Source organism: Rhodococcus ruber, from assembly GCF_016804345.1.
GTDB lineage: Bacteria > Actinomycetota > Actinomycetes > Mycobacteriales > Mycobacteriaceae > Rhodococcus > Rhodococcus ruber.
Genome location: NZ_CP044211.1, coordinates 4,932,595 through 4,957,479, shown reverse-complemented (window position 1 = coordinate 4,957,479; position 24,885 = coordinate 4,932,595). Strand labels below are relative to the sequence as shown.

General features: G+C 71.9%; 19 protein-coding genes. 10 read left to right on the top strand and 9 right to left on the bottom strand.

Going from position 1 to position 24,885, the window contains the following annotated elements; all coding sequences use genetic code 11:
* Window positions 1-27 precede the first annotated feature (27 nt).
* The 4 genes from F1734_RS22630 to F1734_RS22615 form a co-directional block, all read right to left on the bottom strand.
* A complete protein-coding gene (locus F1734_RS22630) occupies window positions 28-1,569 on the bottom strand; it encodes an APC family permease (RefSeq protein ID WP_304563469.1) in 1,542 nt (513 codons plus the stop codon).
* Window positions 1,570-1,621: 52 nt separating this feature from the next.
* On the bottom strand, window positions 1,622-2,512 hold the full coding sequence (locus tag F1734_RS22625) for a universal stress protein (RefSeq protein WP_017679891.1): 891 nt from the start codon (window positions 2,510-2,512) through the stop codon (window positions 1,622-1,624).
* 78 nt (window positions 2,513-2,590) lie between these two features.
* Window positions 2,591-4,018, bottom strand: coding sequence for a gamma-aminobutyraldehyde dehydrogenase (locus tag F1734_RS22620; RefSeq protein ID WP_017679892.1), 1,428 nt, complete (start codon window positions 4,016-4,018; stop codon window positions 2,591-2,593).
* A gap of 267 nt (window positions 4,019-4,285) precedes the next feature.
* Window positions 4,286-5,698 (bottom strand): flavin monoamine oxidase family protein, encoded by a 1,413-nt coding sequence (locus tag F1734_RS22615; protein ID WP_124258867.1) that lies wholly within the window; start codon window positions 5,696-5,698, stop codon window positions 4,286-4,288.
* A gap of 128 nt (window positions 5,699-5,826) precedes the next feature.
* Between F1734_RS22615 and F1734_RS22610 the strand changes: the two genes are divergently transcribed.
* Window positions 5,827-6,492 (top strand): TetR family transcriptional regulator, encoded by a 666-nt coding sequence (locus F1734_RS22610; RefSeq protein ID WP_228287100.1) that lies wholly within the window; start codon window positions 5,827-5,829, stop codon window positions 6,490-6,492.
* A gap of 84 nt (window positions 6,493-6,576) precedes the next feature.
* Here the strand turns inward: F1734_RS22610 and F1734_RS22605 are convergent, their stop codons facing one another.
* Window positions 6,577-8,022: an NAD-dependent succinate-semialdehyde dehydrogenase gene (locus F1734_RS22605; RefSeq protein ID WP_017679895.1), complete on the bottom strand. Its 1,446-nt coding sequence runs from the start codon at window positions 8,020-8,022 to the stop codon at window positions 6,577-6,579.
* Complete coding sequence (gene gabT, locus F1734_RS22600) at window positions 8,019-9,407, bottom strand: 4-aminobutyrate--2-oxoglutarate transaminase (RefSeq protein ID WP_048773259.1); 1,389 nt, start codon at window positions 9,405-9,407, stop codon at window positions 8,019-8,021. The genes F1734_RS22605 and gabT overlap by 4 nt, the downstream gene beginning before the upstream one ends.
* 134 nt (window positions 9,408-9,541) lie before the next feature.
* Between gabT and F1734_RS22595 the strand changes: the two genes are divergently transcribed.
* The 3 genes from F1734_RS22595 (at window position 9,542) to F1734_RS22585 (ending at window position 12,683) form a co-directional block, all read left to right on the top strand.
* On the top strand, window positions 9,542-11,044 hold the full coding sequence (locus tag F1734_RS22595; RefSeq protein ID WP_203011102.1) for a PucR family transcriptional regulator: 1,503 nt from the start codon (window positions 9,542-9,544) through the stop codon (window positions 11,042-11,044).
* Between the two features lie 422 nt (window positions 11,045-11,466).
* A complete protein-coding gene (locus F1734_RS22590; protein WP_017679898.1) occupies window positions 11,467-11,988 on the top strand; it encodes a helix-turn-helix domain-containing protein in 522 nt (173 codons plus the stop codon).
* The gene (locus tag F1734_RS22585; protein ID WP_203011101.1) at window positions 11,982-12,683 is read left to right on the top strand and encodes an RES family NAD+ phosphorylase; all 702 of its coding nucleotides are present in this window, start codon (window positions 11,982-11,984) and stop codon (window positions 12,681-12,683) included. Before F1734_RS22590 ends, F1734_RS22585 begins: the two co-directional genes overlap by 7 nt.
* A 328-nt stretch (window positions 12,684-13,011) precedes the next feature.
* Here F1734_RS22585 and F1734_RS22580 read toward each other — a convergent pair whose 3' ends face one another.
* Both F1734_RS22580 and F1734_RS22575 read right to left on the bottom strand, forming a co-directional pair.
* Window positions 13,012-16,047, bottom strand: coding sequence for an NAD-glutamate dehydrogenase domain-containing protein (locus tag F1734_RS22580; RefSeq protein WP_203011100.1), 3,036 nt, complete (start codon window positions 16,045-16,047; stop codon window positions 13,012-13,014).
* Between the two features lie 122 nt (window positions 16,048-16,169).
* Window positions 16,170-17,129, bottom strand: a complete 960-nt coding sequence (locus F1734_RS22575) for an intradiol ring-cleavage dioxygenase (protein WP_203011099.1) — start codon at window positions 17,127-17,129, stop codon at window positions 16,170-16,172.
* Between the two features lie 205 nt (window positions 17,130-17,334).
* Between F1734_RS22575 and F1734_RS22570 the strand changes: the two genes are divergently transcribed.
* Window positions 17,335-17,532 carry a DUF4177 domain-containing protein gene (locus F1734_RS22570; RefSeq protein WP_006935226.1) on the top strand — a complete coding sequence of 66 codons (198 nt, stop codon included), beginning with the start codon at window positions 17,335-17,337 and terminating at the stop codon, window positions 17,530-17,532.
* A 10-nt stretch (window positions 17,533-17,542) separates the two neighbouring features.
* Here the strand turns inward: F1734_RS22570 and F1734_RS22565 are convergent, their stop codons facing one another.
* Window positions 17,543-18,148, bottom strand: coding sequence for a TetR/AcrR family transcriptional regulator (locus F1734_RS22565; protein ID WP_203011098.1), 606 nt, complete (start codon window positions 18,146-18,148; stop codon window positions 17,543-17,545).
* A 189-nt stretch (window positions 18,149-18,337) separates the two neighbouring features.
* Between F1734_RS22565 and F1734_RS22560 the strand changes: the two genes are divergently transcribed.
* Genes F1734_RS22560 through F1734_RS22540 form a run of 5 tightly spaced genes read left to right on the top strand, consistent with a single transcriptional unit; the run spans window position 18,338 to window position 24,880 of the window.
* A complete protein-coding gene (locus F1734_RS22560; RefSeq protein ID WP_017679903.1) occupies window positions 18,338-19,702 on the top strand; it encodes a flavin-containing monooxygenase in 1,365 nt (454 codons plus the stop codon).
* Window positions 19,699-20,622, top strand: coding sequence for an alpha/beta hydrolase (locus F1734_RS22555; RefSeq protein ID WP_064065702.1), 924 nt, complete (start codon window positions 19,699-19,701; stop codon window positions 20,620-20,622). Before F1734_RS22560 ends, F1734_RS22555 begins: the two co-directional genes overlap by 4 nt.
* Before the next feature lie 4 nt (window positions 20,623-20,626).
* On the top strand, window positions 20,627-22,225 hold the full coding sequence (gene fadD1, locus F1734_RS22550) for a fatty-acid--CoA ligase FadD1 (RefSeq protein ID WP_124258862.1): 1,599 nt from the start codon (window positions 20,627-20,629) through the stop codon (window positions 22,223-22,225).
* Window positions 22,226-22,251: 26 nt separating this feature from the next.
* The gene (locus tag F1734_RS22545; protein WP_420803916.1) at window positions 22,252-23,718 is read left to right on the top strand and encodes an aldehyde dehydrogenase family protein; all 1,467 of its coding nucleotides are present in this window, start codon (window positions 22,252-22,254) and stop codon (window positions 23,716-23,718) included.
* Between the two features lie 46 nt (window positions 23,719-23,764).
* Window positions 23,765-24,880 carry an NDMA-dependent alcohol dehydrogenase gene (locus F1734_RS22540; RefSeq protein ID WP_048773273.1) on the top strand — a complete coding sequence of 372 codons (1,116 nt, stop codon included), beginning with the start codon at window positions 23,765-23,767 and terminating at the stop codon, window positions 24,878-24,880.
* The last annotated feature ends 5 nt before the right edge of the window (window positions 24,881-24,885 follow it).

Here is a 24,885-nt window from a genome sequence, read left to right as displayed (position 1 = left end):
GCCGGCGGTGATCGGTGCGGTCCGAGGTCAACCGCGGTCGGTGGAGAGCACGTCCGTCTCACCGGTGAGCGCGGCGGTGCTGCGCGTGAGGGTCTCCCCGCGGAAGAACTGCGGGTTGCGGGCCCGCATCACCAGCATCAGGACCGCACCGAGCAGCAGGATCCCGAAGCCGAGGAAGAACACCAGTCCGATGCCGCCGATCTCGGCGCCGCTGCCGTTGTCGGGATTCATGCTCTCGCCCACGGAGATCGCGAAGACGGCGGCGAGCATGATCCCGCCCGAGAGGGGGAAGGCGAAGCGGAACACGGCGTTGCGAGCGCTGGTGAACAGCCGTCCCCGGAAGTACCAGACGCACGCGAACGCGGTGATCCCGTAGTACCAGCAGATCATGATCCCCAGCGCCGCAATGGTGTCGAGCAGGGTCCGTTCCGACAGGAACGTCACGCCGGCGTAGAACACCGCGGTGACGACCCCCGCGACGACCGTCGCGTACGAGGGCACCAGGAAGCGGGGGTGCACCGCCGCCAGCCGGCGCGGGAACGCGCCGTAGGCGCCCATGGCGAGCATCGTCCGCGCCGCGGGCAGGAAGGTGGTCTGCAGGCTCGCCACCGACGAGACGAAGATCGCGAGGAAGAGCAGCAGGCCGCCCCACTGACCCAGGACGGGATCGGCGAGGGCGCCGAAGATGTTCTCGGAGTTGTCGGGATTGCCCAGCCCGAGACCCGTCGTACCGACGCCGGCGTACATCATCGCCGCGACCGACACCAGCAGGTAGGTCAGCAGGATCGTGGCCACGCACAGCAACCCGGCCCGGCCCGGGGTCTTCTTCGGGTCGCGGGACTCCTCCCCGAGGGTCAGGCACGTGTCCCATCCCCAGAACGCGAAGATCGAGCCGGTCACGCCGATCACGAAGGCGCCGAGTGCGAGTCCGTGGAACGGGTCGAACCAGGAGGCGTCGAGCGAGAGCCCGGCGGGCGCGTCGCCCGCGCCGACGTGCACGAGCGCGGCGACCGCGAACGCGAGCAGAAGCACCATCTGGAAGCCGACGAGCGCGTACTGGACGCGCTCGCTGGTGGTGATGCCGCGGCTCGCGATCCACGTCGCGATCGCGATGAACACCAGGGTCGTGCCGACGTTGACGAGCTTGTTCCCGGGCAGATCCGCGAGCGCGGCGTCTCCGGTGATCCGCGCCAGGAACAGGTAGAAGAACTGGACGGCGATCGCGGCCAGGTTGGACAGCACGATGATCGTCGCGATCACCATGCCCCAGCCGCACATCCACCCCACGTACGGGCCGAAGGCTTTCGTCGACCACGTGAACGACGCTCCGCAGTCCGGTGATTCGGAGTTGAGTTCGCGGTAGGCGTACGCGGTGAGGAACATCGGGACGAACCCGGCGATGAAGATCGCCGGCATCTTCAGTCCCACGGCCGCGACGATCAGGCCGATGCTCGCGGTCAGCGTGTAACCCGGCGCGACGGACGAGATGCCCAGGACGGCACCGCCGAAGGTGCCGATCCGGCCGGCGGCCAGGCCCTTCGAGACGACACCGTCGGTGGGTGCGGCCATCGGGGGGACCTCCCGGATCTCGGTGGTGGGAAGCGAATTCGTCATGACGGGTCTACTCACTGTTCTCGAACTCGTGCTTGGGAACGACGATCATGGGCACCGGAACGACCCGCAGCATCTTCGCTGCCGTCGAACCCAGGAAGAGCCGGTGCGGTTGGGCGAGCCGGCTGGAGCCGACCATCACGACGTCGCCGTCGTGCCATTCGAGCTTCGCCACCGCCGATTCGACGGTGTCCCCGTCCGCGACGAGCGACCGGACCGGGTAGTCGCCGGGAAGCTCGGCGCGGGCGGTGTCCAGAAGGGTGCGCGCGTGGGCCCGCGCCGACTCGAGGGCGAGTTCGTGCGACTTGCGCGCGTCGCGGCCGAGACCGTGCGGATCGAGGGCGACGAGCGAGACGAGCCGCAGCGGCGTGCGCATCCGCTCGCAGGCGCGGACCGCGGTCCTGAGCAGGACGTCCGCTCCGGTGCGGGTGCCGAGTGCGCACGTGACCTCGTGGACGCGGGGCGCGGCCGAGTGTCGGAATCCGCGCGGTGCCAGGGCCAGCGGCACGGGCGCGGAATGCAGCAGCTCGGACGACACCGTGCCGATGGAGTGCCGGCCGAGGAGCCCGTCGCCCGCGGCCCCGAGAACGACGGCGCGCGCACCGAGCCGGGCGACCTCGTCGAGCAGGCCCTGCGCGAAGGATTCGTGGAAGCTCAGGTGCGTGTGCGCCCGCACGTCGTCGGGCACCGTGGCCGCCGCCTGGGCGAGCCATGCTTCGCCCGTGCCGGCGAGGACGTCCTCGTACCCGGGTTCGGCGGGCACCCGGGAGGGCACCGGGCGGTCCGGGGGCAGGACCATACAGATGTCGAGTTCGGCGCCCAGGCTGCGGGCGAGCTGGACGCCGAGCGCCAGCCCGTCCGCGCCGCTGGGGGTGGCGAGGTATCCGACAACCAGTCTCATGGGATTCCGATCCGGTAGGGGAAGCCGGCGGGAGGGTGCCGCCGGCTTCCGGCAACGGCGCGGTCGGGCCGCGGCAGGTCAGTCGTGGGTGCTCATCACGTGCTTGATGCGGGTGTAGTCCTCGACGCTGTAGGCGGAGAGGTCCTTGCCGTAGCCGGACTGCTTGAACCCGCCGTGCGGCATCTCCGCGACGAGCGGGATGTGGCAGTTGATCCACACCGCGCCGAAGTCGAGCGTGGCGGACAGCCGCTGGGTGCGCCCGTGGTCGCGGGTCCACACGCTCGCGGCGAGCCCGTAGCGGACGTCGTTGGCCAGCGCGACGGCCTCGTCCTCGGTGGCGAAGGACTGCACCGTCAGGACCGGGCCGAACGTCTCGTCCTGCACGATGGGGTCGTGCTGGCCCACGCCGGTGACGATCGTCGGTTCGAAGAAGAAGCCCTTCTCGCCGGCGCGCCGGCCGCCGGTGACGATCGTCGCCGAGGCGGGCAGGGCGGCGATCTTGTCGGTGACGCGCTGGAAGTGCGCGGCGTTGTTGAGCGGGCCGTAGAAGGCGTCCGAGTCGTCGGGGCGGCCCGGGCGCAGCAGCTCGGCCTGCCGCGCCAGCGCGTCGACGAGGTCGTCGTGGATCGACTCGTGGACCAGTACCCGGGTGGCGGCCGTGCAGTCCTGGCCGCCGTTGAAGAAGGCGGCCGCCGCGACGGCTTCGGCGGTCTTCGGCACGTCGGCGTCGTCGAAGACCAGGACGGGGGCCTTGCCGCCGAGTTCGAGGTGCGCGCGCTTGAGCTGCCGGGCCGCGGAGACCGCCACCTCGGTGCCTGCGCGGACCGAACCGGTGATCGACACCAGGCCGAGCGCGGGATGCTCGACGAGGGCGGCCCCGGTGGCGGCGTTGCCGAGCACGACGTTGAAGACGCCGTCGGGCAGGATGCCCCGGGTCAGGCGGGCGAGCACCAGCGTGCTGTCGGGGGTGGTGTCGCTGGGCTTGAGGACGATGGTGTTGCCGGCCGCGAGCGCGGGTCCGATCTTCCACAGCGCCATCATCAGCGGGTAGTTCCAGGGCGTGACCTGACCGACCACGCCGATCGGCTCGCGCCGCACGTAGGAGGTGTGGCCCTCCATGTACTCGCCGGCCGCCTTGCCCTCGAGCATGCGGGCCGCGCCGGCGAAGAAGCGCAGCTGGTCCGCACCGACCTTGACCTCCTCGTCGGCGATCATGGACTTCGGCTGGCCGGTGTTGCGGCACTCCGCCTCGACGAGTTCGTCGCAGTGCTCCTCGAGGGCGTCGGCGAGCTTCAGCAGCGCCGTCTGGCGTTCCTTGGGGGTGGTCCTGCCCCAGGTGCGGAACGCGCGCTGCGCGGCCGCCACCGCGGCGTCGACGTCGGCGGCGGTCGACACCGGGATCGAGCCCACGAGGGATTCGTCGACCGGGTCGATCAGCGGCAGGGATTCGGTGGCCGTCGAGGGCACGAATGCGCCGTCGATGTAGTTCTCGCGGAGAGCGGTCATGGCTGGGTTCCTCTCGGAGGCCTGCCCGGCCGGGGCAGGGACTCTGGTGATCAGTGTGGGCCGCACCGACGGTGCCGGGCCAGGGATCCGGCGGCCGGATCGGGTGCGAAAGGTTCGGAGGGCGGCGGCGCTGCCGGAGGGCGGCGCCGCCGGGACCGGAATGCTCACCTCGTCGTGAGCGGGTCGGACGCCGAGACGGGCGCCGAGCGAGCGTGAAAACTATTGTGAAACCGGATCTTCGGATCTGCAGGGGGAAGGGCGGGGCGGTCAGTGCGCCGGGGCGCCGGCCGCCGCGGTCGCGCGGGAGCCGAGGGCGTCGAGAATGCGCCGGGCCGTGTCCTCGCCCATGCGCACGGCGCCGTCGACGTGCTGGTAGCCCTCGGCGGCCAGGTCGGACGACGAGAAGAGGATCGGTCCGACGGGTGTGAGCTGGTCCTTGCCGTAGCGGTGCAGGCCGCCGAGATCGTAGCTCGCCGCGTAGGCCCCGCGGGTCCACTCCTCGGAGCCCCAGTCGGATTCGTAGTAGACCACCGGGTTCTGGGCCTTCTCGCCGAGATAACCGGCCATGGACGAGAGGATCGCGGCCTTGCGTTCCGCGGCGGAGAGTTCGAAGACGGCGTCGGCCTTCTCGTCCGCCACGAACGCCACCAGGGTGCCCCGCGGATCCTCGAAATTGGTGTTGTCGTAGATCTCCTGGACGAGCGCCCCGGCGCCGAAGCACGTGCCGGACAGGCCCTCCTCGCGCCAGAACGGCGTGTCGTACACGGCGTGCACCTTGATGACGAGCCCGAGGGACTGGTGCTGGTGCATCTGGTGTTGGCGGCGCGGCAGCGGCGGGACGTAGGAGATGCGGGAGTACAGGTTCGGCGGCACGGCCAGCACGGCGAACCGGGCGTCGACGGCGACCCCGTCGGCCACCGCGCGCACGCGCCCCGGCGCCCCGGCCTCCGCGCCCTCGGACCAGTGCAGGGTCCGCACCGGATTTCCGAGAAACACGTCGTCGCCGAGCCTTTCGGCCAGCCGCTCCGACACCTGCTGCATACCGCCGACGACGCGCTTGTCGAGGATGAAGTCCTCGTCCACGAGGTTGCTGAACGAACCCGCGGATGCCGCCATGAGGATCGCCTGCAGCGCGGAGAACGCGTGGGCCGGCTTGGTGAGCATGCCCCCGGCGATGAACAACCCGATGTTGGCGCACGCTTCCTCGTCGTCCGAGTTAGCCCGGAGCCAGTGGTGGAAGGAGACGGTGTCGAGTTCCCGCGCCCGCGGATGCGCCCACGGCTCGTGGGGGCCGATCTCGGCGGCGAGCGCGTCGAGCAGCGCGATCAGCTTGTCCATCTCGGCGCGGGTGTGCTCGGAGGTCGGGAACGTGTCGCCGCGGTACCGGACGGGCCGGCCCTCGGCGTCGAGGTAGATGTTCTCGCCGTCGCGGTAGCGGGCGAAGGTGCGCAGACCCAGTTCGTCGAGGAGGGCGATCAGGGCGGTCTGGTCGGGGGACACCCACTGACCGCCGATCTCGAGCATCGCTCCGTCGATCGTGTCGGTCCAGGTGCGGCCGCCGACGCGGTCGCGGGCTTCGAGGACGGCGACCCGCAGGCCCGCCTGTCGCAGGCGGTAGGCGGCGGTCAGGCCGGACGGTCCCGCCCCGACGACGACGACGTCACGCTCGATGGATTGCATGGGATTCCCCTTCGAGAAAATGAACGACATTCATATGTGTCGCATCACACTGTAACCTCATCGAGGCGCGAGGAGAAGACCCTCGCGGCAATTCGTGGCCGGAAATCGTGAGACGGAGGGGGAGCGGCGTGGGAGAGGGGACGCACCGGCGCGCCGGCCGGCCGTCGACGAAAGTGCTGTCTCGGCAAGCGATCACCGACGCCGCACTCGACGTGATCGAACACGGCGGCTACGACGCCTTCACCGTCGCCAAGCTCGCCCGCGCCCTCGGGGTGGCCCCGTCCGCCCTGTACAACCACGTGCGCTCGAAGCAGGACGTCCTGCTGTGGGTGCAGGAAGATCTCATGACCAAGGTCGACGTCAGCGGGTTCGGCACCGAGCCGTGGGCCGTGGCGACACGGCGCTGGGCCCTGTCCTACCGGGACGTGTTCGCCCGGCACGCGCCGCTGGTCCCGGTGATCGCCGTGATGCCCGTCGCGGGCGCGCCCCGCACCCTCGCGGTCTACGAGGCGGTGGCCGCGGGCTTCGCCGAGGCCGGGTGGCCGATCGGGACCATCGTGCCGGTCGTCGTCGCGCTGGAGTCGTTCATCTTCGGCTCCGCGCTCGACGCCAACGCCCCGGCCGACATCTTCGACACCGCCGACCTCGCCGGCGTCAGCCCGGTGTTCACCGCGGCGATCGACGCGTTCGCCGGCTCGGGCGGCGACTACACCCCGGACGCCGGTTTCGACGCCGGCCTCGACGCGATGATCGCCGGACTCGAGGCGCGCCTGGATCGGCTCCGGAATGACTGAGTCCCAATAGGATACGGCTCGGCCCGGGAGCGCGACGTGCCGCGCTCCCGGACCGAGCCGGTATTCGGATTCCTGATGGTCCCGCTACAGGGCGATGTACTTGGTGTCGAGGTACTCCTCGATGCCCTCGGCCGCGCCCTCGCGGCCGAAACCGGACTCCTTGACGCCGCCGAAGGGGGCGGCGACGTCGGAGATGACCCCGCGGTTGACCCCGACCATGCCGGTCTTCAGTGCGCCCGCCACGCGCATCGCGCGGTCCAGGTCGCGGGTGTAGAAGTAGGCGGCCAGGCCGTACTCGGTGTCGTTGGCGGCGGCGACGGCCTCGTCCTCGGTGTCGAAGACGGTGATCGCCGCGACCGGGCCGAAGATCTCCTCGCGCAGCAGCCGCGCGTCGGCCGGCACCTCGTCGAGCACGGTCGGCGGGTAGAACGTGCCGGGCCCGTCGGGGATCTGCCCGCCGGTGCGGACCCGGGCGCCGCGCTCGACGGCGTCGCGCACCAGCGCGTCGACCGTGGCGCGCTGCCGGGCGGTGATGAGCGGGCCGAGGTCGGTGCCGTCGTCGAGGCCGTGGCCGCTGCGCAGCGCCGCGATGCGGGCAGTGAGCTTGTCGGTGAACTCGACCGCGACACGGCGGGCGACGTGGAAGCGGTTGGCGGCGGTGCAGGCCTCGCCGCCGTTGCGCATCTTCGCGGCCATCGCGCCGTCGACGGCGGCGTCGAGATCGGCGTCGTCGAACACCAGGAACGGGGCGTTGCCGCCGAGTTCCATCGAGGTGCGCAGCAGCCGGTCGGCGGACTGGCGGACCAGCAGCTTGCCGACGCCGGTGGAACCGGTGAAGGTGATCTTGCGCAGCCGCGCGTCGGCGAGCAGCGGCCCGGTGAGCGCCGCGGCATCGGTGGCGGGCAGGATCGACAGCACCCCGGCCGGCAGGCCGGCGTCGGCGAAGACCTGCCCGAGCAGCAGCATCGTCAGCGGGGTCTCGGCGGCCGGCTTGACCAGGATCGGGCAGCCCGCGGCCAGGGCCGGGCCGATCTTGCGGGTGGCCATCGCCAGCGGGAAGTTCCACGGGGTGATCGCCAGGACGGGCCCGACCGGTTCCTTGGTGACGAGGATGCGCCCGTTCCCGGCGGGGGCGGTGGCGGTGCGGCCGCCGATGCGCACGGCCTCCTCGGCGAACCAGCGCAGGAACTCCGAGCCGTAGTTCACCTCGCCGCGGGCCTCGGCGACGGTCTTGCCCATCTCGAGGGTGATGACGCGGGCGAAGTCGTCGGCGCGGGCGTGGACGAGTTCGAAGGCGGTGCGCAGGATCTCGCCCCGCACGCGCGGCGGGGTCGCCGCCCACTCGGCCTGCGCGGCGACGGCGAGGTCGAGGGCGCGCAGCCCGTCGTCGGCGGAGGCGTCGGCGACGTCGGCGAGCACCGCGCCGGTGGCCGGGTCCTCGACGGGGAACGTCGCGCCGGTGGACGAGTCGGTGAGCTTGCCGCCCAGCCAGAGGCGGGTCGGGACGCCCGCGGGAAGGGTGTGGGTCATCGGGTGACTCCTGCCAGGGTCGGGCGCACGCCCGCGACGTCGCGGACGGCGGCAGCGAGAACGTCGAGGCCGTCGGTGAGCAGCTCGTCGGAGATCACCAGCGGCGGCAGCAGGCGGACGACGTTGCCGTAGGTGCCGCAGGTGAGCACGATGACGCCCTGCTCGAGCGCCTTCGCGGCGATCGCCTTGGTGGCCTCCGGGTTCGGCTCGCGGGTGCCGGGCCGGACGAACTCGACGGCGAGCATCGCGCCGCGGCCGCGGACCTCGCCGACGATGTCGACGTCCGCGGCGAGCGCCCGCAACCGATCGGTGGCGATCTGCTCGATGCGCCGGGCGCGGCCGCACAGGTCCAGCTGCTCGATCCGGTCCAGGGTGGCGAGCGCCGCGGCGCACGCGACGGGGTTGCCGCCGTAGGTGCCGCCGAGACCGCCGCCGTGGACGGCGTCGATCAGTTCGGCGCGGCCGGTCACCGCGGCGAGCGGCATGCCGCCGGCGATGCCCTTGGCGAGGGTCATCAGGTCCGGGACGATGTTCTCGTCGTTGCCGGCGAACCAGTCACCGGTGCGCGCGAAGCCGGTCTGCACCTCGTCGGCGACGAAGACGATGCCGTTGGCCTTCGCCCAGTCGACGAGGGTGGGCAGGAAACCCTTGGCCGGCACGATGAATCCGCCCTCGCCCTGGATGGGCTCGAGCACGATCGCGGCGACGTTGTGCGCGCCGATCTGCTTGTCGATCTGCGAGATCGCGCGGTGGGCGGCCTGCTCGCCGGTGACCTCGGTGCCGTCGTAGTTGCGGCCCTCCCGGAACGGGTAGGACGCCGGCACACGGTGGATGTCCGGGGCGAACGGGCCGAAGCCCTCCTTGTAGGGCTGGTTCTTCGCGGTCAGCGCCATCGTCAGGTTGGTGCGGCCGTGGTAGGCGTGGTCGAAGACCACCACGGCGCTGCGACCGGTGGCGACGCGGGCGATCTTCACCGCGTTCTCGACGGCCTCGGCGCCGCTGTTGAACAGCACCGTGCGCTTGGCGTGGTCGCCGGGGGTCAGGGCCGCGAGCTTCTCGGCGACGGCGATGTAGCCCTCGTAGGGGGTGACCATGAAGCAGGTGTGCGTGAAGTGCGCGACCTGCTCCTGTACCGCCGCCACGACCGCCGGGTCCGAGGCGCCGACGCTGGTGACCGCGATACCGGAACCCAGGTCGATCAGGGCGTTGCCGTCGACGTCGACGACGATCCCGCCGTCGACGTCGGCGGCGTAGACCGGCACGGAGGACGCCACACCCGCCCCGACCGCCGTGCGGCGACGCTCGGTCAGTGCCGCCGAGCGCGGGCCGGGCAGCGCGGTGACCAGGCGACGCTGCTGTGGAAGGCGGTATTCGATGCTCGTCATGGGGGACTTCCTCGGGCTCGGCGGCGTAGAGACGATTCGAGTATGGGAGCGGCGGCGGACCCGAGACAGGGCCGATCCGTACAACTCGGCGAATCGCACCGCGCCATTTCGTCGAGGCGTCCTACGATGGCCCCATGAGCGTCGGCATCGCCTGGCTACTGCGGCAACCGGGACTGGGATTGACCCTGCGCGGTGGCCGAGCCGGGATGGACCGGAAGATCGGCTTCGTCCAGCCCACCGAACTGCTGGACCCGCGGCCGTGGCTCTCCGGCGGGGAACTCGTCCTCACCATCGGCCTGGGATTGGAGCCGGCGGCGGGCGGCGACTACGTGCGCCGCCTCGCGGAGGCGGGCGTCGCCGCCCTCGGCTTCGGCACCGGGCTGTCGCACGAGCGGATTCCGCAGTCGGTCCTCGAGGCGGCCGACGCGGTGGGGCTGGCTCTGCTCGAGGTGCCGTACACGACGCCGTTCGCCGCCGTGAGCCGTGCCGTCACCGCCCGGCTCGCCGAGCAGCAGTACGAGCTCGTGCGGCGCGCCGCCGACACCCAGGTGCGCATCACCCGTGCCGTGCTGCGTGGCGGTGTGCCGGCCGTCGTGCGCGAACTGGCCGTCGCCACTCACACCGCCGTCGCCTACCTGGACGAGCGCACCGGGGAGGTGGCCGCCCACCCCGAGGCCGCGGCGGAGCTGGCGGAGCAGATCCCGGAGTTGCGCCGGGACGGCGCCGGCTCGGTCACCACGAGCCGGCCCGGCCGGACGCTGACGGTGCAGCCGGTCACGCACGCCGGCGTCGTCAGCGGATACCTGGCCGTGCAGGCCGACCGGCCGCTCGAGAACGTCGAACTCGTCCTGATCGGCCACGCCGTCTCCCTCGTCACCCTCGAGCTGGACAAGCCGCGGCGGCTGCGGGCGGAACGGAACGCGCTGGGCGCAAAGGTGTTCGGTCTCCTCGTCGCCGGTGCCCTCGACTCCGGCGACGCCTCGGAGTATCTCGCCGACGCGGTCGGCACCCGCAACCGAATCCGGATCCTGCAGCTGCACACCCCGATCCCGGCCGACGTGCGGCGCGTGCTCGACGCCGGTCTCGGTGCCCGGCAGCGGCCGCTGTACGCGCGCAGCGACGACGAGGCGCTCACCGTGCTGCTGCGCGGCGAGGACACGCTGTCCGACGTGGCGGCGCTGCTGGCGGACCTGTCCCCGCCGCAGGCCCGCACCCTCCGCGGCGGCCTCAGCGCCGCGCACCGGCTCACCGACACCCGCCGCGCCGTCGAACAGGCCGAGCACGCCGTCGCCGCCGCGAACGCGGCGCACCGCCTCGTCGAGTTCGACGCCACCCACGGCACCGCCCTGCTCGCGTCCCCGGCGGTGCGGGCCGTGCTCGAATCCGTGGCCGCGTCGACGGTGTCCGCTCTCGCCGACTACGACCGCGGTCGCGGGACCAGGCTCGTCGCGTCGCTGCGGGCCTTCCTCGAGGCGAACGGGCAATGGGAGGCGGCGGCCGCGGCCCTGGAGGTGCACCGGCACACCCTGCGCAGCCGGATCGCCAAGGCGGAGCAGGTGCTCGGCGTGGACCTCGGTGATGCCCGCGTCCGGGCAGAGCTGCTGCTCGCCTTGCTGATCGGGGAACCGGCGCCTTAGATCACCGGCCTCATCGTGAAAGGAAGAGCCGTGACCGGGCAGTTCGTGCGTGTACCTGAAAGTGCCGGCGCAGCGCGGCGAGGAGTGTCATGGTGCCTCGACAAGTTCGGGTGGTCCGCCGATCCCGAATCCGACCCCAGGGAAACTCCAGGGAAGTCGATGCGCATCCACATCGTCGAGCCGAGGCAGTCCCCTCCTTCGCTTTCTTTTCTTGTTTATCTTGTTCAGAGGCGTAGCCTGGGGATATGAGCACGAAGCGGACCGGTCGTACGAACATCGGGTCGGCCTCGACCGCGCGCACGAAGGACAGGGGTCGGGCGGCCGGGACGAAGTCCCGCACGTCGACCCCGCGGACGACGCCGCCCGCGTCCGGCGCTGCAGGTACCACGACTTCGGCGCCGGGTGCAGCGGGCTTTTCCGCGGTGTTGAAGGACGTGCTCGGCAGTGTGCCGGAGGCGGAGCGGGAGAGTTTCGTGCTCGGCGTGGTCGGGGACGAGGGTGAGGGGCTGGACGCAGGGTTGTGGGGGCGGGGTCCGTCCCCGGCCGAGCGTAGACACGCCGCATTGGAGAACCTGCGCCGGCAGTATCGGGCCCGTCGCGCGGTGGTGGCGGAGTCCCTGACCCGACCGGAGGCCGCGGAGCTGCTCGAGGTGTCCGAGCAGGCGGTCCTCGATCGTCTCAAGGCGGGGGATTTGATCGGGGTGAAGAAGGGCCGGGAGTGGCGACTGCCGTCGTGGCAGTTCGACGCCGACACCGAGCAGGGCTTCGTGCCCGGCCTGGCCCGGGTGAGTCGGGTGTTTCCCGGGGGTGCGGTGTCTTTGACCGAATGGGCCCTGAACGTGAACCCCGACCTCGACGGCGCGACCCCGGCCGAAGCGCTCGCCGCCGGGCGCATCGACGACGTCGTGCGGGCGGCCGAAGCCGGCACCGCAGCCGCGTGGTAGCCCCACTTCCCGCACCGACGCGACCGCTGCATGGCGGACGAGCATGGGTCTGGCGGTGGCGCGAACCGAGCCCCGGCCACCCGTGGCGCTGGTGCCGCATCTACCACCCGTCCCCGCACACCCCGAACGGAACCACCCACCGGCACTTCGGGCCGTTGCACCGACTGGACCCGCATCTGCCGGCCCCCGACGGTGCGCCGCGGACGTGTCCGGACGGGCGGTCGGTGCTGTACGTCGCCGGCAACTTGGCCACGGCGCTCGGCGAGGTCTTCGGGGATTTCCCTGCGGCGGCGGTGTGCCCGCGCTACCGGGTGGCGCTGCTGCGACCGACCGCCCCGGTCACCGTGCTCGACCTGCGCGGGCAGGGCGCGGCGATGCGCATCGGTGCGCTGCCGTCGCTGGCCACCGGCGACTATCCGCGCCCGCGCACCCAGCAGTGGGCGCGGGCGATCTACGAGGATCAGCCCGTGGCTCGACGGCGTATCCACGGTGTCTACTATGACGCCGCGCATTCCAACGGTCCTGCGTTGGCGTTGTGGAACACCGAGGACCGGCTCGAGGTACCGGCCGACTCGCGCGGCGCGGTACAGGACTTCGCGCTGGCGGAGCCGCGGATGTGGCCGCGCGTGGTCGATGCTGCGGTGAGTCTGGGCATGCGCGCCGACCTGGTCGCCCACTGCCCCACCTGCTCGTAGTGGGGACCATCCAGGAGAGGCTGTGGCAGAAGGAGTTTCATCCTCCTGCGTGTACGGCCTGCCCGCCGCGCGGGTGTTCTCGACCCGCTGTACGCTCCGAATGGCCCTCTCCTCCCTGCCCCACCTGAGTGGGGTCGCGGATTCTGTCCGTAGGGGATGAGGCGAGGCGATGCGACGAACCGCGGCGCGGCTTGCGGTGGCGTATCGGGCCCCGGGACACCGACCGCGCGGCACATCCCGGTGCCGGGGCCGGGTCCCGGGAACGCAACGCATCATCCACGACATGCGTCATGCCGCACGCAAGAGCCGATCCATAAGAGACACCCGCTCAGCGGTCGAGCAGGCGCAGCTCCCCGGCGATCACGGCCAGCCGGGCGGTGTCCACCGCGTCCTCACCGCGGAGCCGGTCGAGGAGCCGCACGAGCCGGTGCGCGCGATCGGGCAGGTCCGCGGCACGGCCGTCGAGCGCGGTGACGACGAGCGCGTCGAGCCGGTCGGCGATCTCGTCGCGCAGAGCCGCCGCACCCATGGCCTCCCAGTACGGGCCGCGCACCCGGGTCACGAAACCGTCCAGGAGCCGGCGAATGTGGAGGAGGTCGGCCAGTTCGTCGCGGGCCGCGGCGACACGGGCGGGGTCGATGCCCAGGCGCAGCGCCACCGCGGCGTTCGCGAAGGCGCCGCGGCAGTCCTCGGCCGAGGGCCGGTCGCCCAGGGCGGCGGCGACGGGCGCGGCGAAGACCGCGACGAGAGCCTCCGGTGTGTCCGCGTCGGTGCACGCACCCGCGAGCACGTCGCGGAGCGTCCGGCGGGCGGTGTGGCGCAGCAACCACGCCATCTCGGCCTCGACGACGCGCGCGAGCGCGCTCAGTTCCGCCACCGTGGTGCGCGCGTCGGCGCCCGCCGCGAGGATCCGGGCCCGGATGTCCTCGGTGTGCAGCACCCGGCTGACCACCACGTAGGCGAGCGCCGAGTCCTCGGTGGCGGCGCCGAACCGTTCCTCGAACCGGTACAGGGCGCCGGGGCCGAGCCGGTTGACGAGTTCGTCCGCGAGCGACGCGACGACGATCTCCCGGCGCAGGGGATGCTCGGCCACGCCGCTCGCGGCGCGGGCCCGGATCTCGGCGGGGAAGTAGCTCTCGGCCCACGGGGCGCAGGCCGGGGAGTCCGGCAGCGACGACGCGGCCAGCTCGCTCGCGACGACGTTCTTCGACTGCGCCAGGAGCACCGCCAGCTCCGGGCGCAGCAGGCCCGTGCCCGCTCGCCGCCGCTCCCGGATCTCGTCCGTGGTGGGCAGGCTGTCGTCGCTGCGGGGGATCCGGCCGGCCCGCGCCAGGTCCTCGATCAGGCGTTCGTGCTGGGTGAGCAGCGCCGGGGCGTCGTGCTCGCCGGCTCCCAGGGCGAGCACCTGATCGCGGGAGGCCGTGAGCACCGCCGCGGCCACGTCGTCGGTCACCGCGGCGAGCAGGGTCTCCCGCCGCCCGGGCGCCAGCGTCCCGGCCGCCACCGCGCGGTCGACCGCGATCTTGATGTTGACCTCCCGGTCCGAGGTGGCGACGCCGGCGGCGTTGTCGACGAAATCGCCGTCGCAGCGGCCGCCGCAGCGCGCGTACTCGATGCGGGCGGCGCGGGTGAAGCCCAGGTTGCCGCCCTCCCCGACGACGCGGGCCCGTACCTCGCGGGCGTCGACCCGGACCCGGTCGTTGGCGGGATCGGCGGCGTCGCCGTGTGTTGCGCCGGAGGCCTTCACGTACGTGCCGACACCGCCGTTCCACAGCAGGTCCACAGGCGCGCGCAGGACGGCCTTGATCAGCTCGTCGGGTGTCAGCGTCTCGGCGTCGATCCCGAGGGCCGCGCGGGCAGGGGCGGACAGCGGCACGGACTTGGCGGTGCGCGGCCACACGCCGCCGCCCGCGGAGATCACCGCGGGGTCGTAGTCGGCCCAGGACGAGCGCGGCAGCGCGAACAGCCGCGCACGCTCGCGGTGGGCGGCGGCGGGGTCCGGGTCGGGGTCGAGGAAGATGTGCCGGTGGTCGAACGCGGCGACGAGGCGGATGCGGTCGCTGAGCAGCATGCCGTTGCCGAAGACGTCACCCGACATGTCGCCGATGCCCGCGACGGTGAAGGTCTGCGTGTCGACGTCGTGGCCGAGCTCGGCGAAGCGGTGCCGCACGGCCACCCACGCGCCGCGGGCGGTGATGCCCATCGCCTTGTGGTCGTAGCCGGCCGACCCGCCCGAGGCGAAGGCGTCGCCGAGCCAGTAACCGTATTCGGCGGCAACGGCATTGGCGGTGTCGGACATGCGGGCGGTGCCCTTGTCGGCGGCGACCACCAGGTAGGCGTCCGCGCCGTCGTAGGCGACGGTGTCGGGCGGGGTGACGGGCGAGCCGTCGACGATGTTGTCGACGACGTCGAGCAGGCCGCGCACGAACGTGGTGTAGGCGGTGGTGAGGTCCGCGCCGGAGCCGGGCCGGATCACGAACGCGCCCTTCGCGCCGCCGGGGACGATGGGCGCGTTCTTGACGGCCTGGGTCGCCATCAGCCCGAGGACCTCGGTGCGGTAGTCCTCCGGGCGTTCGGAGAATCGCAGTCCGCCGCGCGCGACGAGCTCGGCCCGCACATGCACGCCCTCGACGTCACGGGAGTGGACGTAGATCTCCCGCACCGGCACGATCGCTGCGCCGACGCTCAGCGCGGACGGATCGAGCTTGAACGACGCGTACGATCTGCTGCCCCCACGCTGGAACCAGTTGGTGCGCAGCGTCGCGTCGACGAACGAGCGCAGCCCCCGCAGGGTCCGGTCCAGATCGAACGTCGCGGCGCGATCGATGTGGCCGGCCACCGCCGCGCCCGCGGCGGCCACGGCGCCGTCCCGGTCGGGCAGCCCGGGCCGGAACCGGGCGTCGAACAGCGCGGCGAGGTCCGCCGCGAAGCCGGGGGTGGCGGTCAGGCAGCCGAGCATGTACGCCGGCGACAGGCCGATCCCGGCCTGGGCCAGGAACCGGACGGCCGCCCGCACGAGATCGACCCACCTCCACGAGATTCCCTCCTGCAGAACGAGAATAGAGAAGTCGTCGATCTCGGTGCGGCCCTCGGTGCCCGCGACGAACGCGTCCGCGATCAGCTCGAGCACCCCGGGATCCGGAGCGACGGTTGCGGCCGGTGCGATCGTGAAGTGGTGCGTCCCCGGCTCGTCCAGCGGCCGGTGATCGCTGACGTGGAGGCCGAAGCGCCGCAGGACGTCGACGACGTCGGTGAGGGTGAACCGGTGGTCCGGCCAGGTCGCGACACAGCCGAGCGGAGTGCCGTCGGCAGGATCGAGGAAACGCAGGGTCGTCGTGTGCTGGGACAGGGAGGGGGCGCTCACGGGGGGTCCTTTCCGGGGCGGCGGCGATGGGGCGAGTCTGCCGCCGTCGCACCCCCACAGGGCAGGGCCGAAATGGAGCGGACGAAGCGTAAGGGCACGCCGAATCGGCGCGGGCGGTCCCGTCACTGCCCGGCCGGCGGACCTGCCGGGCGGCCCCCTGCCGGGCCACCACCCATCCCGCCCTGCGGCGGCATGTCGGACTGGACGTTCGCCGATTTCTCGGCGACACCGATCGTGATGTCGACGGCGTAGCCGGTGTCGATGCTGCCGCTGACGGCGGCGAGTTCGGCGTCCCAGCCGTCCCCGAAGACGTTGTCGGAGTCGAGACCGACCTGCGCGAGGTTGCGGGTGCTCTGCGAATAACCTTCGGCCTGCGCGTACACCGTCTCGCACACGTCCTGGGGGAGGGCGATCTGCGACGTCAGCCGGGCGTTGTCACCGGCGACGGCGACCTCGAGGGAGTCGTAGACCTCGAAGTGGATGTGCGGCCAGCGTCCCGAATAGCAGGCCGGGAAGATCGAGGTGAACGAGACGGTGCCGTCGGCCCCGGCCACCTGCACGCCGCGCAGGTAGTTCTGCTCGGTGACACCCTCGCTGTAGAGCGAGTAGTTGCCGTCGCGGTCGCAGTGCCACAGGTAGACCGCCATGCCCGCACCGGCGGCGCAGTCGGCCGCCAGATCCTGCAGGTGCAGCGTGACGGTCGTCGGCACGCCCTCGGCGGTGCCGGTGTAACTGCCGAAGCTGGTGGTGAGGTCGCGCCGCACGATTCCCGACTCGATCAGGACGTTGGGCCCGTTCGATCCGTCGCCGGGATACGGTCCGGCGGTCTCCTGCGGTGCGGCCGCCACGCACCCGCCCGTGGCCGCCGCGGTCGTGCTCGACGCCGTGGTGGCGGAGGCGGCCTCCGAGGTGGACGTCGACCCACCCGTCGAGCACGCGGCGAGGGCGGCGGTGCCGGCCACGCCGAAGACGGCCAGCATCCGCCGGCGCGACAGCATCGTCCTCATGTCGTGGGCCAGGCCCAGGTCGTGCTCGTGGAGGTCGGGGTCGGTGGGAACGCGACGCGCCCGGCGTGAACTCATTGCGGTGTCCTCTCGGTTCGGTGAGGTTCACGCTACGAAGCGATGCTGGGGAATCCGTGGACGGAAGCTGGGAACCTGCTGACAGCCTGGCTCGGGTGGATTCGTACTTCCGTCGTCGAGCGCGGCTCGCACCGGGTGGGCGCGAGTAGGATGCGAAGGGTCGGCGCCCCTGCTGATTCCCGATCGCCACGACATGAGGAATGCGATGTACTCGTACAAGGTCGTCGAGGTCCGCGAGAAGATGCTCGGCGGGAAGATGTCCGGTGACAAGCTCGAGGATCTGCTCAACGAGCATGCCCGGCAGGGATGGCGCCTGAAGGCCATCACGTCCGCCGAGATCAAGGGCCGCGTCGGCCCGGGCGGGGTCGAGGGGTTGCTCGTCACCTTCGAACGCGAGGGCTGACGGGCGCCGATCAGCGCGGCGCGGTGAGCGACAGGCCGGCGAGCACGTAGCGCCGCACGTAGCGCAGCACGGCGGCGTCGTCGTCGGGGTCGAGGGTGTTGCCGGGCACCGTCGCGAGGCTGATGAGCGAGCGCGCCACCCACTCCGCGGCCTCGACGGGCTCGGCGTCGTCGCGGACCTCCCCGCGTTCGATCGCCGCGACCACGAACTCTAGCCAGAACGCCGCGAGGTCGGGAACGAGCTCGCGGACCCCCGCGCCGGCGCACGCCGCGAACTCCTCGGGCTCGGCGGCGCGCAGCCGGAGCGGCAGCGCCCCCGGATCGTCGTAGGTGGCCCGGCCGATCCGGACGCCGGCCGCGAGTTGCTCGACGAAGGTGCCGTACCCGGCGAGGGCCGTCCTGGCTGCGGTCCAGTACGCGTCGTCGAGCCGGACGATCACGCTGCCGACCAGGCTCGCCTTGTCCGGGAAGTGCCGGTACAGCCAGGCCCGGGACACCTCGGCCACCTCGGCCACCTCCGCCATCGTCGTCGCCCGGATTCCCTTGGCGCGCAGGACTTCTTCGGTCGCGGCGAGCAGCCGCTCGCGGACGCTTCCGGGTGTCGTCTCGGTGGGCACGCGCTGTTCCTCTCGGCTCGCGGACCGCCGGCCCGCGAGCCGACCCTACGCGCAGTAGACACTTTCCGAAAAGTGTCTACACCCGCGGTGAACATGTTCTACATTGGGGTCGTCGTCACCGGACGCGTTCGCGCCGGCGATCGGACCGGCTCACCGGGGGGCCGGAACCTGCACACGAGGAGCTGCGACATGCCGGCACCGACCACCGCCGTCATCGGCGCGGGAATCAGCGGTCTGACCGCAGGAAAGATGCTCGGCGACTACGGCGTGCCCTACACGTGCTTCGAGTCGTCGGACCGGATCGGCGGCAACTGGGCGTTCGGCAACCCCAACGGTCACAGCAGCGCCTACCGCTCCCTGCACATCGACACGTCGAAGCACCAGCTGTCGTTCAAGGACTTCCCGATGCCGGAGTCCTTCCCCGACTTCCCGCACCACACCCAGATCAAGCAGTACCTCGACGGATACGCCGCGGCGTTCGACCTCGAGTCCCGGATCGAGTTCCGCAACGGCGTCGTGCACGCCCGCCGGGGCGACGACGGCCGGTGGGAACTCGACACCGAGGACGGGCGCACCCGGTACTTCGACTACCTCGTCGTGGCGAACGGGCACCACTGGGACCCGCGGATCCCGGACTTCCCGGGAGAGTTCACCGGCACGTCGCTGCACTCCCACCACTACATCGATCCGCGCACGCCGATCGACTTCTCCGACAAGCGCATCCTCGTCGTCGGGATCGGCAACAGCGCCGCCGACATCGCGGTGGAGCTGTCGTCGAAGGCACTCGGCAACGAGGTCACCCTCTCCACCCGTTCGAGCGCGTGGATCGTGCCGAAGTACATCGCCGGGCGGCCCGCCGACAAGTACTACCGGACCAGTCCGCACCTGCCGCTGTCGTGGCAGCGCAAACTCGCCCAGCTCGGCCAGCCACTCCTCGCCGGCCGGCCCGAGCGGTACGGACTGCCCACGCCCAACCACAAGTTCTTCGAAGCGCACCCCACCCAGTCGGTGGAACTGCCGCTGCGTCTCGGCTCCGGCGACGTCGTCGCCAAACCCGACATCCGGTTGCTCGACGGCGCGACGGTGCACTTCGCCGACGGCACCTCCTCGGACTTCGACGTCGTCGTCTACGCCACCGGGTACAACATCACCTTCCCGTTCTTCGACGAAGACTTCATCGCCGCACCCGGCAACCACATCCGGCTCTACAAGCGGATTTTCGCGCCCGGCATCGACAACCTCGCGTTCGTCGGCTTCGCGCAGGCCACCCCGACCCTGTTCCCCTTCGTCGAGTGCCAGGCGCGGCTCGTCGCGGCCCACGTGATCGGCCGGTACCGGCCGCCGCCGCCCGACGAGATGGAACGAGTGATCGACGCCGATCAGCGCAAGTACACCGGGCACATGCTCGACCGGCCCCGGCACACCCAGCAGGTCGACTACTTCCTCTACGAGCACGACCTGCGGGTGCACGAGCTGCCCGACGGACTGAAACGTGCTGCGGCCCAGAACTCCCCACGCCCGGTGGGCAACGTCCCGGAAGGGGCACGCCGATGACGCCCCGGAACCTGACCTTCCGCTCCGGCGACGCCGACTGCGACGCCTGGCACTTCCCCGGCCGCGGCGACGCGTTCACCGGCGACGACGGACGGCCGGCGGTCGTGATGGCGCACGGCCTCGGCGGCACCAAGGATTCCGGACTCCGCGAGTTCGCCGATCGCCTGGCCGACGCCGGCCTCGACGTCGTCGCCTTCGACTACCGCGGGTTCGGCGCCTCCGGCGGCACGCCGCGGCAACGGGTCGACCTGCGCGGCCAGGCCGACGACTACCGGGCAGCCCTCGACGCGGCCGCGGCGCTCGACGGTGTCGACCGGAATCGACTGGTGCTCTGGGGAGTATCGCTCTCCGGTGGGCATGTGCTCACCGTCGGCGCCCACCGCTCCGACGTCGCCGCCGTCGTCGCCGTCACCCCGCTGGTCGACGGACCGGCCGCGGGACGGCTGGCCGGCCGGCACCACTCCGCACGGACGATGATGCGGTCCGCGGCCACCGGCGCTCGCAGCCGGGTCTCGACGCGGACCGGCCGCGGACCCGTCACCATCCCGGTCGTCGGCCGGCCCGGGGAGACCGCGGCACTCACCCTCGACGGCTACTTCGAGGACTACACCGTCCTGGCCGGACCGACGTGGCGCAACGAGATCGACGCCCGCATCGCACTCGAACTCGGCACCTACCGTCCCGGCAAGGACGCCGCCGGGCTGCGCTGCCCGCTGCTCGTCCAGATCGCCGACTTCGACCGCAGTGCGCCGCCGCGCGCCGCCGCGCTCGCCGCCGAGCGGGGCCGCGCCGAGGTCCGCCACTACCCGTGCGACCACTTCGGCGTCTGGCCGGGGCACGAATGGTTCGACGCTGCTGTCGCGCACCAGATCTCGTTCCTGTCCCGGCACCTGACCACCGACCCCACGACGACGAGGTGAGACCGTGGCAGACACCGTCCAGCAGGCACTGCGCGCGCGACTCGGCCAGACCGGCACCGCCGTGGTGTACGGCGACCGCGCCTGGACGTGGCAGGAGCACCTCGGTCGTGCGTCCGCCCAGGCCGCCGCGCTGCTCACCCTCGCGGACCCGAACCGCCCGATGCACGTGGGAACCGTGCTCGGCAACACCCCCGACATGCTCGAGGCCCTCGCCGCGGCCGGACTCGGCGGATACGTCCTGTGCGGCATCAACACCACCCGTCGCGGCGACGGTCTGGCCCGCGACATCTCGCGCGCCGACTGCCAGATCGTCGTCACCGATCGGCAGCACCGGCCGCTGCTCGACGGCCTCGACCTACCCGGGGTGCGGATCCTCGACACGTCGACGCCCGAGTGGGCGGATCTGCTCGCCGGCGCCGGCGAGCTGCGCCCGCACCGCGAGGCCGAGGCGATGGACACGTTCATGATGATCTTCACCTCCGGCACGAGCGGCGACCCGAAACCGGTCCGCGTCGCGCACCTGATGGTGCTGTTCGCCGGCCAGAACCTCATCGGGCGGTTCGGCATCACCGACCGGGATGTGTGCTACCTGTCGATGCCGCTGTTCCACTCCAACGCCGTGCTCGCCGGGTGGAGCGTCGGCGTCGGCAGCGGCGCGGCGATGGCCCCGGCCACGTTCTCGGCGTCCCGGTTCCTCGGCGACGTCCGCCGCTACGGCGCGACGTACATGAACTACGTGGGCAAACCCCTCGCCTACGTGCTCGCCACCCCGGAGCGGCCCGACGACCGGGACAACCCGCTGCGGGTGGCGTTCGGCAACGAGGCCACGGACCGCGACATCGAGGAGTTCGCGCGTCGGTTCGACTGCACCGTGTGGGACGGTTTCGGATCCACCGAGAACGCCGTCATCGTCACCCGCGAACCGGGCACCCCGCGCGGCTCGATCGGCCGGGGTCTCGAGGGCGTCGCCGTGTACGACTCCGCCACCGTCACCGAATGCCCCGCCGCGGAGTTCGACGACACCGGCGCCCTGCTCAACGCCGACGAGGCGATCGGCGAACTCGTCAACACCCACGGCGCCGGGTTCTTCTCCGGGTACTACAACGACCCGCAGGCCACCGACGAGCGACTCCGGCACGGCATGTTCTGGTCCGGCGATCTCGCCTACAAGGACGCCGACGGCTGGATCTATCTCGCCGGCCGCACCGCCGACTGGATGCGGGTCGACGGCGAGAACCTGACCGCCGCCCCGATCGAGCGGATCCTGCAGCGGCTCCCGGCGCTGAGCCGCGTCGCCGTCTACGCCGTGCCCGACGCGCACGTGGGCGATCAGGTGATGGCCGCGCTCGTCCTGCGGGACGGCGCCGAGCTGACCCCCGACCGGTTCGAGGAGTTCCTCGCCGCGCAACCCGATCTGTCGCCGAAGGCCTGGCCCCGCCACGTGCGCATCGCCCCCGACCTGCCGGTGACCGCCACCAACAAGATCCTCAAACGCGAACTGGTCCGGCAGGGGCCGACCCCGGGTGACGGGGTGCTGTGGACCCGGCGGGACCGACGTGCCCCCGGCACGGGGGAGGGGTGCGCGTACGTCGCCACCGACTGAGCGGGTGGCGGTCTCGCTCAACGGGACTGCGCCGGGGACCGGCCGGCACCGCCCATAGCATCCGCGCCATGACCGCAACCATCGGCACCGACGTGCACGCGCTGCTCGAGAACCAGCAGAGGGAGTTTCGCGCACGACGGACCAGCTCCGCGGCGCAGCGCCGCGCCCGGATCCAGCGGGTGATCGACATGCTCGTCGCCCGCCGCGGGCGGATCGTCGAGGCGATCGACGCCGACTTCGGTGGCCGCCACCCGGGGTACTCCACCGTCAACGACGTGCTCGGCTCGCTGACCGCGCTGAAGTACTCGCGTGACCACCTCGAGGAGTGGATGCAGCCCGAGCAGCGGTCGGTCTTCGCCCCGTACGACCAGCTGGGCGCCACCGCCTCGGTGCAGTACCAGCCGAAGGGGTCGGTGGCGGTCATCGGAACCTGGAACGCGCCGGTGTTCACCCTCCTGAGCCCGCTCGCCGGGGTGCTGGCCGCCGGGAACCGGGCTGTGCTCAAGCCGTCCGAACTCGTCCCCCGCACCGCACAGGTGCTGGCCGAGGCGGCCGCCGAGTTCCTCGACCCCGCCGACGTCGCGGTCGTCACCGGCGGTCCCGACGTGGCGCAGGCCCTGACGGCACTGCCGTTCGACCACATCGTGTTCACCGGCGGCCAGGCCGCGGGCCGCTCGGTGCTGGAGAACGCCGCCCGCAGCCTGGTGCCCGTCACGCTCGAGCTCGGCGGCAAGTCCCCGACGATCGTCGGGCGTTCGGCCGACCTCGCCGCCGCCGCCTACCGGATCGCGGTCGGCAAGGCCACCAACGCCGGTCAGCTGTGCGTCAACCCGGACACCGTGTACGTCCCGTCGGAGAGCCTCGAGCCGTTTGTCGCCGCGGTCCGCGCGTCGTATCTCGAACTGCTGCCCACCGCCGCCGGCAACGCCGACGCCACGGCCGTCGTCACCGAGCGGCACGCGGCACGCATCGACGGCTACATCCGCGACGCCGAACAGCGGGGGGCACGCATCGAGACCGTGCCGGCGGAACCGATCGACGCGACCGACCGGCGCCGCCCCCTGCGGCTGGTCGTCGACCCGCCGGCGGACGCGGCGATCTCGCAGGAGGAGATCTTCGGACCGGCCATGGTCGTGCGCACCTACGACGACCTCGCGGACGTGATCGCGCAGCTCAACGCCGGGCCGAAACCGCTGGCCCTGTACTACTTCGGGAAGGACGACGACGAGCAGCGCACCGTCGTCGAATCCACCACCTCCGGGGGCGTGACGATCAACGACGTGATGATGCATCCGGGCATGCTCGACGCGCCGTTCGGCGGGATCGGTGCCTCCGGCACGGGGCATTACAACGGCCGCGAGGGCTTCCTCGAATTCAGCCACGCCCGAACGGTGTTCGTCGCCCCCGACCAGGATCCGCGCCGCGAGTGGGGGATGCTGCCGCCGTACGGCGACGGCTACCGCGCCGCGATGGACGCCCAGGTCACCCCCTGACGGTGCACCGAACCCGGCCACCGTCCCACCCATCCGAAGGAACCCGATGAGAACCCGTGGCGCGATCATCCGCCAGGCACCCGGCACGTACGAGATCGCCGACCTCGAACTGGACGAGCCGCGGCGAGGCGAACTGACGGTGCAGATGGTGGCGGCGGGCCTGTGCCACTCCGACGACCACATCGCCACCGGCGACCACGCGGTCGGCAGCTACCCGATCTGCGGCGGCCACGAAGGCGCCGGCGTCGTCGTGCAGGTCGGGCCCGAGACACCCGGCTGGAGCGAAGGCGACCACGTCGTGTTCTCGTTCCTCGCCGCGTGCGGCCGGTGCCGGTGGTGCGCCAAGGGACTGCAGAACCTGTGCGACCGGGGTGCGGCGATCATGACCGGCAGCCGGCCCGACGACCCGGCGAGTTTCCGGCTCAGTCTCGACGGGGCACCGGTCGCGCAGACCTGCGGCCTGTCCACCTTCAGCGAATACACCACGGTGAGCGTCGATTCGGCGATCAAGGTCGACAAGGACCTGCCGCTGGACAAGCTGTGCCTGCTCGGCTGCGGGGTGGGCACCGGCTGGGGCGCGGCGGTCAACTCCGCCGAGGTGTATCCGGGGCAGACCGTGATCGTGCAGGGCGTCGGCGGCATCGGCATCAACGCCGTCCAGGGCGCCGCCCACGCCGGCGCGGCCCGGATCATCGCCGTCGACCCGGTGCCGTTCAAGCGGGAGAGCGCGCTGCGGTTCGGTGCGACGCACGCCGTCGCCGACATGGCCGAGGCGACGGAGATCGCCCGCTCCTGCACCGACGGTCAGGGCGCCGACGCCGCGATCGTCACCGTGGGCGTGACGACCGGCGAGCACATCGCGCAGGCGTTCGCCGCGATCCGCAAGGCCGGCACGTGCGTGGTCACCGGTCTCGGCGCGATGAGCGACGTGGGAATCCCCGTCAGCCCGATGGAGCTGGTGCTGTACCAGAAGCGGCTGCAGGGTTCGCTGTTCGGCGCCTCGGCCCCGACCGCCGACATCCCGTGGATGATCGAGCTGTACACCTCGGGCAAGCTGAAGCTCGACGAACTGGTCACCGCCACCTACAAGCTCGACGACATCGCGCAGGGCTTCACCGACATGCACGAGGGACGGAACCTGCGCGGGATCGTCGTCTTCTGATCGAC